Consider the following 12631-nt stretch of genomic DNA (forward strand, 5'->3'; position numbering starts at 1 on the left):
GCGCTGGCTGCTGCGCTGGATCGCGTTTTTGCGTGCCTGGATGCGGGCGATGGAATGGCCATCCTTTAGCCACGTGCCGCTGTCACAGACGGCACGGGGCGCTTGAAGGGGATTTTTCAGGGACAACCAATTACCAGGACGACATGGCGGCAAGCTAAGTCAAAACGCTAAGCCTGGCCCACGCAGCCGGCGATGCAGATGCGATCGGCAAACTGAAGAAGATCGGCGCACCGCCATGGACCAACCCGCGCAATTTCGGAATTCTGCGGCGTGTGACGCGCAAGTACGAAGCCCTGAGCACCGAGCCGGCACCGGAAGACTGGTTCACCTTCGCAGCGGAATACGACACCCCCGACTACCGCGCAGCCTTGAGGCCGGGGAACACTATTCCTTCCTGCAGCTCGTCGGGCTGGCAGGCGATGGTATGGGCCCGCAGATCAACCTGCGCACACTCGGTCCGCAGTTCGCCATGCCGGTCTACCTGATCCAGGGCGAACACCCCTGCCCAGATCAGCAAGGCGTATTTCGATGGTCTGTCTGCCCCGAGCAAGGAATTCCTGCTGCTGCCCCGCACCGGACACGATCCCAACCCGCCGATGATGGAGGCACAAGTGAAGGTGCTAGGCAGGATCCGCGCATCGGCGCTGGCCAACGACGCGCACTGAAGCACGCCACGCTTCCGTTGAACGATGACGCATCGCGCATCGCGCATCGCTCACGAGGCTCAACAAAAAAGCCGGCTTTCGCCGGCTTTTTCTTCAACGCAACACGCGAGGCCTTACAGCGCCTTGGCCGCCGCAACCACATGCTCTGCGGTGATCTTGAAGTACGCATACAGCCGATCGGCCGGCGCCGAGGCGCCGAAGGTGTCGATGCCGACGACGTCGCCATCCAGACCCACGTACTTGCGCCAGAAGCCGGTCACGCCCGCTTCCACCGCCACACGCTTGCGCACCGCGTTCGGCAACACCGATTCGCGATAGGCCGCATCCTGACGGTCGAACACATCGGTCGACGGCATCGACACCACGCGCGTCTTCAGCCCGGCCGCATCCAGGGTCTGCTTGGCTTCCACCGCCAGGCCAACTTCCGAACCGGTTGCGATCAGGATCACATCCGGCGTGCCGCCTTCGGCATCGGCCAGCACGTAGCCACCGCGTTCGATCAACTTGATCTGTTCGGCGCTGCGCGGCTGATGCTGCAGGTTCTGGCGGCTGAAGATCAGGCAGCTTGGGCCGTCCTTGCGGGTGATGGCCGCCTTCCAGCCCACTGCCGATTCCACCGCGTCGCCCGGGCGCCACACATCGTTGTTGGGGATGTAGCGCAGCGAGGCCAGGTGCTCTACCGGCTGATGGGTCGGGCCGTCTTCGCCCAGGCCGATCGAGTCATGCGTGTACACGTGAATCGCATGCGCCGGGTTCAATGCGCTCATGCGCACGCCATTGCGCGCGTAATCGCTGAACACCAGGAAGGTGGCGTCGAACGGAATGAAACCGCCATGCAGCGCGAGACCATTTGCAATGGCGGTCATGCCGAACTCGCGCACGCCGTAATACACGTAGTTGGCGTCCGGGTCGTCGGTGGCCACCGACTTGCTGGCCTTCCACAAGGTGAGGTTGGAATGCGCCAGATCCGCCGAACCGCCGATCAACTCGGGGAGCAGCGGGGCGAACGCTTCGATCGCCAGCTGCGAGGCCTTGCGCGAGGCAATCGTCTGGCCGTCTTCCTGCGCTTTAGCGATGTAGGCATCGGCCTTGGCGATAAAGTCGGCCGGCAGCTCGCCATGCGAGCGGCGGGTCAGTTCGTCGGCTTCACTGGCGTACTGCTTGCTGTACTTGTCGAACAGCTGTTCCCACTCGGCCTGACGCAAGGTGCCGGTACCGCCTGCACGCCAGCCGGCGTAGATCTCTTCGGGAATTTCGAACGGGCCGTACGGCCATTCCAGCGCCTTGCGTGCGCCTTCCAGTTCTTCCTTGCCCAGCGGTGCGCCGTGCGAGGATTCCTTGCCGGCCTTGGTCGGTGCACCGAAACCGATCTTGGTGCGGCAGCAGATCAGCGTGGGCTTGTCGGTGTTCTCCAGCGCGGTCTCGATGGCGGCCTTGATCTTCTCGGCGTCATGCCCGTCCACATCGCGGATCACATGCCAGCCATACGCCTCGAAACGCGCCGGGGTGTCGTCGCTGAACCAGCCGGCGGTGTTGCCGTCGATGGAGATCTGGTTGTTGTCCCAGAACGCGACCAGCTTGCCCAGGCCCCAGGTACCGGCCAGCGACGCGGCTTCGTGCGAAATGCCTTCCATCAGGCAGCCGTCGCCCATGAACACCCAGGTGCGGTGATCGACGATTTCCAGCTCCGGGCGGTTGTAGCGCTGCGCCAGCAATTTCTCGGCCAGCGCAAAGCCCACCGCGTTCGCAAACCCCTGCCCGAGCGGACCGGTGGTGGTCTCCACGCCGGGGGTTTCGCTGCGCTCCGGGTGACCGGCGGTCTTGCTGTGCAACTGACGGAATTGCTTGAGCTGCTCGATCGGCAGGTCGTAACCGGACAGGTGCAGCAGCGCGTACTGCAACATCGAACCGTGACCGTTGGACAATACGAAACGGTCGCGGTTGAACCACTGCGGGTTGTTGGGGTTGTGCCGGAAGAAATCGTTCCACAGCACTTCGGCGATATCGGCCATGCCCATCGGCATGCCGGGATGACCGGATTTGGCGGCTTCGACCGCATCTGCGGCAAGAAAACGGATGGCGTTGGCCAGCTGGCGGCGGGTGGGCTGGGTCATGGGCGTCTATGGAAGCGGAGGGGAACACCGCTGGAAGCGGAGCCGCTTATTCTCCCACACAGTGCGTTAGGGGAATCGGGAGTCGGGAATGGAGAATCGGATGCAGTGTTGCCGGTTGGTCGGTGCGATCACCCGCGCGCCCAGCCACCGCAGCGATGCGGCAAGCCTTACCGTCACACCCAACGCCCGCAACAGCCTGCTTTAACGATTCCCTATTCCCTATTCCTCGCCCTTGGCCACCAAGGTCGTCAGTGCCAGGTCCCCGGTCACGTTCAACGCCGTGCGGCACATATCCAAGAAGTGATTGACGCCCAGGATCATGCCGATGCCGACCGGGTTCACGCCGACCATCGCGCAGATCAGCGCCACCACCGGCAGCGAGCCGGACGGCACGCCGGCGGTGCCGATCCCGCCCAGGATGCAGACCAGCATCACCATAAATTGCTGGCCCAGGCTCAGATCCACATTGAAGAACTGCGCCAGGAAGATCACCGTCACGCCTTCGAACAACGCAGTGCCGTTCTGGTTGGCGGTCGCGCCCACGGTCAGCACGAAACGCGACACGCGCGGCGGCAGACCCATCTCGTCGGCACACGCAAGGCAGTCGGCAGGGTGGCATTGCTGGAGGCGGTCGAGAACGCCATCACCGTCGCTTCCTGGGTCTGCCGGAAAAAACCCAATGGAGAGCGCCCGGCGAACTTCACCGCCATCCCGTAACTGACCACCATGTGCAGGCCGAGCGCCAGCACCACCACGCCCACGTAAGCGCCCAGGCGGATCAGCAGGTCGAAGCCGAACAACGCGGCCAGGTTGAACATGAAACAGGCCACCGCATACGGCGCCAGCCGGATCACCAGCCCGATTAAGGTCATCGAAATTTCGAAGATGCCTTCTATACCGCGCCGCAGCGTGGCGACCTTTTCATCGGCAGTCAGCACCATGCCTACGCCGAACATCACCGCAAAGAAACATCAGCGACAGGATCGCGCCATTGCTGGACGCTGCCGCAATCACGTTGCTGGGCACGATCGACAGCAGCATGTCCATGCCCTGCGGCTGAGTGCCGGAGCTTGAGATGATCTCGCGGGTGCGTTCGGCGTTTTCCTGGATCAGCTGGTTGGCCAGTTGCGGGTCCACGCCCGCGCCGGGCTTGAGCACATTGACCAGCACCAATCCCAGCAGCACCGCCACACCGGACAGCACCACCGTGTAGCCCAGTGTGCGCCACCCCACCCGTCCGAGCGCGCGGATGTCGCCCATCTCAGAGATGCCCATGACCAGCGCCGAAAACAGCAGGGGCACGATCAGCATGAAGATCAGATTGAGGAAGATCTGCGAAAACGGCGTGGTGACGTACTTGGTCACCAGACGCACCCAATCGGCATCGCTGCCGGCCAGGTAATACACAGCCAGACCCAACAACAGGCCAACGGCGAAGCCAATTCCCATTTTCCAATGCAAGGGCAGGCCCGGGCGGCGCGCGGCTGAGGATGCTGTCATCTGGTCAGGCCTTGGTGGACACAAAGACCGAGCTTAACAAACGCCATCAATGCGGCCAGCTACCCGGGGGCCCCTGCGCACCTGCTGCGGGTAGCTTCACGATGTCGGGTGAGGCCAGCGTTTCCCCGATGGCTGTAGACCTTGCTGCTTAGGCACAAAGACAAGAGCCGGCATTTCGAGTCGTCGCGACGGCTAAGTGTCATCAGATGCTTTTCGTCGAGCCCCTTGTGTCGATTGCGCGATGCCCGCACCGCTCGCGGGGCACGCCGTAAACCCCTCCATGGTGGCTCGATGGCGGCATCCGTGCCGCCAACGGTTCCGCAATCGGCAAGGACACCGCTCCCAGACAGTTGGTCGGTAGTCGGGCGAAAGACTTGATGTTGCCTGGCGGACGATGGGCAGCGGATCAGACGTACCGTGATCCGAACAACGGCTTAGCCAAGCCCGCTTACAACCACGCACAACGACCAACTTGAGTGGTCCTTGCCGCCCACCATCGCGGGCCCCTTGGCGGCATGGATGCCGCCAAGGGGCTTACAAGCACGTACTTGCAGCGTGTCCCGCGATGGTGCTCGGGCAAGGACCCTGCAGCAAAGCCGCAGCGCCAACGCTCTCGCTCACCGCCGCATAGTTGGCAGATCACACATATCCAAAATCAACGTGTTATCAGCGCTGCAAGGCAGTGTCGCCGCTCAGAGCGTGCAAAGGCGCCCCATGAAACGTGACGAGCGACTGTTACGTGAGTGGGGAGGGCAACCGAAGAATCGAAATACCGTTAATTTCAAACCATTACTGGCGCTGAGGCACTTGTGCAGGACTGCGCAGAAGGTTGTCAGTCGTTCAAAGCCGCCCTCGATACAACGCGGTCAATCAAGGCGCAGAGGGATACAACGGCGCCAGCACCTCCGGCTCGGCCGCGCTCGCATGCCGCCAACGCGGCCCCTTGGCGAACGCCTCGCGCAAGGCGGCGCGCGCGCCGGTCACATCGCCGTCGCCGCCCCAGCGCGCGCGTTGCATACGCGCAACAGCTGCCCGCTGCGCCGGATCTGCCAATGCCGCCAACACTGCTTCGATATCGGCAACACCGGCCATGCCGCAGAGCACCGCCGCCACATCGTCCATGCCGCCGGTATCGAGCGCGCGGCGCAACTCGGCCACGCCGTGGGTCGCGCGTCTGACCGCAGCGGGCACCGCGCTACCATTACCGTCATTGCCGCTTGATCTACCGCTCGGAGCACCACGCCAACGCAGCAATGCCCACACCAGCGTGACGACCCACAAAAACGCAAACCCGATCGCCGCAGCAATCCAGCCCCATGGCGGTCGCGCAGGCGATGGTGCTTGCAGAGCGAGCGGCCGCGTCGTCGGCGCCGATTGATCGGGCGCCGGGTTCGCAGCCGATGACGGCGCAGGTGTCGCAAACGCACCGCTGCCTGCCGCGACATCCAGCGTCAGATCGGGCAGTGACGCAGTCTTGGCTGCGCCTGCGGCCACATCCCACCACGCCACCTGCAACCCAGGGACCACCAACGGACCGGCGCGGTTGGGCACGATCGAATAGCGTCGGGTCAATCGCAGCTGCGGCGAGCCGTCCACGAAGCGTTCTTCAAACTGCGGCGGCTCAGCGAAGACCTGCGCGTCGGGCACGCTGGGTGTCGGCAGTTCGGGAAACTGCGCCTGGGTGGCGCCGCGCGCACTGGCTTCCACGACAAATTGCGCGGCCTCACCGGCGGTCGCCCGCTGTGGCGTGGTCGTGTAGCGCAACTGCAGGCTGCCCAACGGCAGCCACGGCTGCGGCGCGTTGGCCGGTTGCGCGCGTACCTGCAACGGAATGCTGGCACTACGCGCACTTAGCTCACCGTTGCCGCGCCCGAAGTAGTCGTCGAAAAACCCACCCACCGACCGCCCGTTGAAACGGGCCGGGGGCAGCAGCAGGCGGCCGCTACGCTCGGGCACCAGCAGATAGCGCCGCTCCACCACGTTGTACTGGCGTCCATTGAGCACCTTGACCGAGCTGACGTCATCGCCGACGCGCTGCATCGATGCACCATCGGGCGCCTCAAGATCCAGTTCGCCCGATGCCAGTTGGCTGGCGAAGTACAACCGCACCACCACGCCCACGCTTTGCTGCACGTAGGGCTGTGGGTCGTCTACCCGGGTTTCGACAAAGGCTTCTTCATTGCCCTGCGCTGCACTCGGCGCGCCAGCAGCGCTGCCGGAACTGCTGGCGGCGTCGTTCGCCGAGCCACCCACCTGCAAGCGCAGCGGCTCAGTGCGCTCGTTGCCCACGCGGATCGCCGGCACGATCAGTTCGCCACTCTTGCGCGGGGTCAGCACCACACCGAACAAGGCACGCACCGTCACCGAACCATTGGTCACCTGCATCTGCTGATTGGCGCTCTTGGCACCCAGCGAAAAATCGCTGCGCAGTGGTGTGTAATCCGGGTCGACGCCGCGTTGATCGGTTTCGATATTCAACATCACGACGTCACCGGCATTGGCGCTGTCGCGATCCAGCCACGCGCGCGTAACAGCCCCCGCCGGCGCGCACGCCAACACTGCTACGCTGGCCAGCATGCCGATTGCCGCGCGACGCAAATGGTGTCTGCCGATCATCGTCCGTCCCGTTGCCTGCGTTCGTATTCGAGCCTGAATTTGGTACGCAGCAGGCTGCCCGGATCGTCCGGCACCCGCCGCAGCCACGCGTCCACCGCCTGACGTTGCTCGCGTTGTTCCGGCGTCTCGCCGGCGACTGCGGCCTCCTGCTTGCCGCTGGTACCCGCCTGCTTGTCGCCCGCCTGCGCCATGGCCTGCTGCATCTTGCGACGCTGCGCCTCGTCGGCCTGCTGCTGCGCCTTGGCATCGGCAGACTGCGGCGGCGTGTCCTGCTTGCGTTGCTCGCCCTGCCTGTTCTTGGACTGCGCATCTTGCGACGTGCCGTCCTTCGGCGGCGGCGCATCAGAGGGCGTGTTTTTGCCGTCCTGCTGGTTCTGCCCATCCTGGCCGGATTGCTTGTCTTGTTGATTCTGGCCCGACTGCTGTTGCTCCTTCCCGTCCTGACCAGATTGTTTCTGATCCTTGGATTGGCCTTTGCCATCCTTGCTGTTCTGCTGCTGACGCTTGCGCGCCGCATCGACCGCCGCGCGATTTGCGATGGCATCCTGCTGATTCGGATGTTGCTTGAGCGCGCGGTCGTAGGCTGCGATTGCCGCGTCGTACTGGCCTTGTCGCGCCAGCGCATTGCCCAGGTTGTACAGCCCCTCATCGGTTGGCACCGCTTCGAACGCTTTCTGCGCCGTCGCAAAATCGCCTTTGCGATACGCCTGCACACCGGCATCCAGACGCTGTTGTTGCACCTGATCGGCACGCTGCCACAAGCTGCCATCGGCCGCGTGCGCAGGCTGCGCCAGCGGCAGCACGCAGACCATCGCCAACACTGCCACCACCGCGCGGCGGCGAAACGCCAGCAGGGCCAGCAGCATCACCGGCAGCACCAGCCAATAGCCTTCGTCGAGCCAGATATTGCCACCGTCGGACTCGGCGGTTTCATCTGCCAATGGCTGCTGTGACGGATCGAGCACGCCCAAGGCACGCAAATCCGCATCGTCCGGTGCGATGCGTGCATACCGTCCACCGCCCTGCCCGGCCAGGTCGCGCAGACTGCCTTCGTCGAGCTTGGCCTGCGCAATCTCGCCGCTGGCCATGCGATACGCCGCGCCGCGCTCGCCGCCAACGCCAAGCGCAGAAACGGTGAAGCCGCGCGACCGCGCCGTGCGCGCGGCACTTTCGGCGGAACCATCCGCGCTATCGCTGACCAGCAGAATTTCGCCTTGCTTGAAGCCCGCTTGCTGCAACAACTGAGCGGCCGCATCGATGCCCCGGTCCGCACGCTTGCCGTCGACCGGCATCACCGACGGCGACAGCGCATCCAGAAACAAGGCTACATTGGCACTGTCTTCGGTCAGCGGCGCAACCGTAAAGCTCTCGCCTGCATAGACCAGCAACGCCACCTCGCCACCGGCGCGCTTACGCAGCAGCGTCGCCAGTTTCGCGCGCGCCTGCAGCAGGCGCGATGGCGGCAGGTCGGTTGCGTTGGCACTGGACGATAGATCCAGCACCACCACCAGCGGCATGCTGGATTGATACACCGGGCGCTCGGTCTGGCGCCAACTCGGTCCGCTCATCGCCACCACGGCCAGCGTATACGTCAATGCGGCCAGCACGAATCCCAGCCACCCGCGCCGGCCGCCGGAAACCAATAATTTCGACAGCAGATGCGCATCCACGCTTTGCCGCCAGACATCCGCATCGCGGCGACGCCAGTGCCACAGCGCTCCCGCCGGCACGATCGCCAGCAGCGCCCACAACAGCAGCGGACGCATTAAGTGTAACGCCTGCAGCGACCCGGCCAGCTCGGTCAGTGCATTCATCGCCACCTCCGCGGCAGCACATACGCCAGCAGCGCAATGACGATGGCCGCGCCTAATGGCCAGTAGTAACGCTCGACGCGCGGCTGCACCGAAGGCCCAAGCCCCTTGACCGGTTCCAGCCGATCCAGCTCGGCATAGATGCCGGCGAGTTCTTCAGTGTCGCGGGCGCGGAAGAAACGTCCTCCGGTCTGCTGGGCAATCTTGCGCAGCCCTTCTTCATCGATATCGTCGTTGCCGCCGGCCGGAATTGGAACGCCGAACAAGGAATAGCCGCCACTGCCACCAAACGCGATGGTGTGTACGCGCACGCCTTCGGCCTTAGCGAGTTCCGCGGCTTTCAACGGATTGAGCACGCCAGCGGTATTGACGCCATCGGTAAGCAACACCACCACGCGCTGGCCCTGCTTCTGTTCGCGCAGGCGCTTGACCGACAACGCGATCGCATCGCCAATCGCGGTTTCGCGCCCGGCCAAGCCCACCACGCTATCGCGCAATTGATCGCGTACGGAAGTCAGATCTGCAGTCAACGGTGTCAGCGCATACGCGCGTTGGCCGAACACCAGCAATCCAACGCGGTCGCCGTCGCGCCGATCCAGAAAGTCCGACAGCACCGCCTTGGCGGCAGTGAGGCGGTCCACCACCTTGCCGCCGAGCACCATGTCCGGCTCGCTCATGCTCCCCGACAGATCCACCGCCAACATCATCTGGCGCGCCTCGCGCGGCGGCTGAATCACCTCGCCCAGCTGCTGCGGACGCGCCAGTGCGGCGCACAACAGCAACCACCCCAGCCATGCCAGCCAACGCGGCATCCGCAACGACGGCGCACTTTTCGCCTGCGCCACCGCCTGCAACTGCTCCGCATACGGCACGCGCAGCGCAGCCGCATCGGCGCGACGTTGCGGCCACAACCACATCAGCAACGGCAGGGGCATCAACCACCACGCCCACGGCCAGGCACAGTGCGCCAGCGCATCCTGCCACTGCGACCACTGCAGCCAGTTCATCGCCGTCCCCGCATCAGCGCCACGAAGCGCTGCCGCGCCAGCGCTTCGATCGCAGGCAGATCGCTCACCACGGGCGCACGCTGGAAGCCGCCTTCCAACACGGCGCGACCAGGGCCTTGCGAAAACCCGTGGTCCTTGCTTTTGCGACCATCCAGAAACTGCAGCCACGCATCGCCCTGCAAGCGATCGGCCTGCGGATCGACGCTGCGCCCCGCACGCCGCAACAGCATCGACACCGCCGCCAGACGCTGCGCCGGCGTAGTGGCGCGCTGTAATTCGGCATCGAAAGCAGCCAACCAGCGACTCTGCCGCTGACGACCGCGCCACCACCACACCCAGGCGCCGCCTATTACCAGCACGATGACCGCAATCACCAACCACCAGCCAGGCGCCAGCGGCCACCACGATGGCGACGGCGGCAGATGGACATCACGCAGCGGCAGCGATTGCGGCGACATCGTCAGCGACTCCGCACGGCGGAGCTGCCGCTCAACCAGGCATCGCTGGCATCGTCCGTGGACAGTCGATGCAAGCGCACGCCGCGTGCCTGCAAGAGCGCGCTCAAATGCTCCAGTGGCGCGACGAATTCAGCATGCCAGCGTGCTCGCCCGGCCTGAGTAGACAGATCGATTGCAATGCGCTCGCCACGCACGTCGAAGGTCAGCGCCCGCGCCGGTGGCGCCAATTCCAGCGGATCCACCAACACGATCACCACCACCTCGTGATGCAAGGCCAGCCCCGACCAACGCGTGGCAGAAATGGCGCCGGCACTGCGCGCATCGGCCAGCACGGTCAGGCGCGCGCCAGGGCGCAACAGACGCGCAGCGTGGTCCAGCGCCACATCCAGCCCCGCATCACCGGACGGCGGCTGCGCATACCAACGCGCCAGTGCATCCAGCACCGGCAATACGCCACGCTGCCCGGAACGCGGCGCGATCGGTGCCTCGTTGGCGGTGCCGCGCAATGCGGCGATCCGGTCACCCTGTCGCTGCGCCAGCCATGCCGCCACCGCGCCGGCGCGCGCAGCCTGCACCGACTTGTAACGCACGCGCGTACCGAAGAAGAGCGCAGGCGAGGTATCAGCCACGATCAGGCTCAAGCGCTCGCGCTCGGCCTGAAATAACTTGGTGTGCGCCCGCCCGGTTCGCGCGGTGACGCGCCAATCGATATGCCGCGCGTCATCGCCAGCCACGTACTCACGCGACTCGGCGTACTCCATGCCGCGCCCGCGCGTGGCGGCAGGCACTGGTCCCACCAGCCCATGTCGGCCGCGTCCCGGCTGACCGCGATGAACTGCAGTGCCGCGCAGCGCAATCAATTCCGCAAGCGTCGGGCGCAGCCCATCGCCAGCGACAGGCGACGGAGCATTTGCAGGTAACGAGAACGGCATCGAAGACATCGGCGTCTGGCGAGAGGGCGGCATACCTCAGCGACGCTACCCGATCAGGGCAGCGGAATCTTTTCGAGTAATGCGGCAACCAGGCGTTCGCCATCCCAGCCTTCGGCCGTAGCCTCGTAGCTGGGCAGCACGCGGTGCCGTAGTACGTCGGGGGCAATCGCGCGGATATCGTCCGGCGTGACGTAGTCGCGCCCAGCCAGCCACGCACGCGCACGCGCGCACCGCTCCAGCGCAATCGAACCACGCGGGCTGGCGCCCCAGGCAATCCGCCGCGCTAGTGCAGGGTCATAACGCTGCGCATCGCGCGAGGCCAGCACGATTTCGATCAGATAGCGCTCCAGCTGTGGCGCCAGATGCACGTCCAGCACCACACGGCGCGCGGCGAAGACATCTTCCAACGGAATCTTCTCGGGCACGGTCTCGTGCTTTTCCAGCGTATCGCGGGCCGCCTCGCGTGCGAGCCGCAGGATTTCCGCCTCGGCGTCGGCCTGCGGATAGCCGATGCGCACATGCATCAGGAAGCGATCCAACTGCGCCTCGGGCAACGGGAACGTGCCCTCCTGCTCGATCGGGTTCTGCGTCGCCATCACCAGGAACAGCTGCGGCAGCGCATAGGTGTGCCGGCCGACCGTGACCTGGCGCTCACCCATCGCCTCCAGCAACGCGGACTGCACCTTGGCCGGTGCACGGTTGATTTCGTCGGCCAGCAGAATTGGGTGGAAGATCGGCCCGGGCATGAACTCGAACCGGCTGTCCTGTGGGCGCCAGATCTCGGTACCGGTCAGATCGACTGGCAGCAGGTCAGGAGTGAACTGCACCCGCGCAAAATCCGCCTCCAGCCGCGAGGCCAGCGCACGGATCGCGGTGGTCTTGGCCAAGCCCGGCGCACCCTCGACCAGCAGATGGCCGTCGGCGAGCAAGGCGATCAGCAGCCGTTCGACCAGCGCTGACTGACCAACGATACGCTGCGCCAGCGACTCGCGCAGCAAGGTGAATTGACGATGCAGCCGGTCCTCGGCGGGCGCGGCAACGGCTTCGGGGGGTAGCAGCGGCGGTGCGTTCATAGACCCAGTGTGACCGATTCGAACGCGATTGGTTCACTTGCCGATAGCCAAAATTCAGTAATTGCGAACCTCTGCCCTGCGTCACGAACACCACAGGCCTGAGCACCCCGCATCCATGCAGGCAAATATCGTAGGCACTTCTTGATTTGCCTACTCAGGCAGCTCAGCCAGCTGTCCCCAATAAACGATCAGACACAGCTCGCGTGAAACGGAACGACTATGCAACACTGGCGCAGGCGATCGCCCAATCACCGGCCGGCTGCCGTCGAACGTCGATTACCAACCAACTCACAGTGCGGCGATACGGTGAGACAACGGCACCATAAATAGTTGTCCCTGAAAAATCCCCTTCAAGCGCCCCGTGCCGTCTGTGACAGCGGCACGTGGCTAAAGGATGGCCATTCCATCGCCCGCATCCAGGCACGCAAAAACGCGATCCAGCGCAGCAGCCAGCG

Annotated in this window: 7 protein-coding genes and 2 pseudogenes; 1 reads left to right on the top strand and 8 read right to left on the bottom strand. The window is 64.7% G+C overall.

The window, feature by feature from the left end; translation table 11 throughout:
* Nucleotides 1-128 precede the first annotated feature (128 nt).
* Nucleotides 129-665 (top strand): annotated as a pseudogene (locus NX05_RS25290) (alpha/beta hydrolase); the annotation flags it as partial.
* A gap of 113 nt (nucleotides 666-778) precedes the next feature.
* Here NX05_RS25290 and tkt read toward each other — a convergent pair.
* The 8 genes and pseudogenes from tkt to NX05_RS18245 form a co-directional block, all read right to left on the bottom strand.
* Complete coding sequence (gene tkt / locus NX05_RS18210; protein ID WP_039432224.1) at nucleotides 779-2779, bottom strand: transketolase; 2001 nt, start codon at nucleotides 2777-2779, stop codon at nucleotides 779-781.
* Between the two features lie 219 nt (nucleotides 2780-2998).
* Nucleotides 2999-4279 (bottom strand): annotated as a pseudogene (locus NX05_RS18215) (dicarboxylate/amino acid:cation symporter).
* An 870-nt stretch (nucleotides 4280-5149) separates the two neighbouring features.
* Nucleotides 5150-6895, bottom strand: coding sequence for a BatD family protein (locus tag NX05_RS18220; RefSeq protein WP_039432225.1), 1746 nt, complete (start codon nucleotides 6893-6895; stop codon nucleotides 5150-5152).
* Complete coding sequence (locus NX05_RS18225) at nucleotides 6892-8709, bottom strand: VWA domain-containing protein (protein ID WP_039432227.1); 1818 nt, start codon at nucleotides 8707-8709, stop codon at nucleotides 6892-6894. Before NX05_RS18225 ends, NX05_RS18220 begins: the two co-directional genes overlap by 4 nt.
* On the bottom strand, nucleotides 8706-9713 hold the full coding sequence (locus NX05_RS18230) for a vWA domain-containing protein (protein WP_010364560.1): 1008 nt from the start codon (nucleotides 9711-9713) through the stop codon (nucleotides 8706-8708). The genes NX05_RS18225 and NX05_RS18230 overlap by 4 nt, the downstream gene beginning before the upstream one ends.
* Nucleotides 9710-10171 (bottom strand): DUF4381 domain-containing protein, encoded by a 462-nt coding sequence (locus tag NX05_RS18235; protein WP_039432228.1) that lies wholly within the window; start codon nucleotides 10169-10171, stop codon nucleotides 9710-9712. Before NX05_RS18235 ends, NX05_RS18230 begins: the two co-directional genes overlap by 4 nt.
* A 2-nt stretch (nucleotides 10172-10173) precedes the next feature.
* Nucleotides 10174-11136 carry a DUF58 domain-containing protein gene (locus tag NX05_RS18240; protein WP_017112981.1) on the bottom strand — a complete coding sequence of 321 codons (963 nt, stop codon included), beginning with the start codon at nucleotides 11134-11136 and terminating at the stop codon, nucleotides 10174-10176.
* A 20-nt stretch (nucleotides 11137-11156) separates the two neighbouring features.
* Nucleotides 11157-12176 carry an AAA family ATPase gene (locus tag NX05_RS18245; RefSeq protein WP_039432230.1) on the bottom strand — a complete coding sequence of 340 codons (1020 nt, stop codon included), beginning with the start codon at nucleotides 12174-12176 and terminating at the stop codon, nucleotides 11157-11159.
* Between the last annotated feature and the right edge of the window lie 455 nt (nucleotides 12177-12631).

The sequence above is a fragment of the Xanthomonas vasicola genome (genome assembly GCF_000772705.2).
In the GTDB taxonomy this organism is placed as follows: domain Bacteria; phylum Pseudomonadota; class Gammaproteobacteria; order Xanthomonadales; family Xanthomonadaceae; genus Xanthomonas; species Xanthomonas vasicola.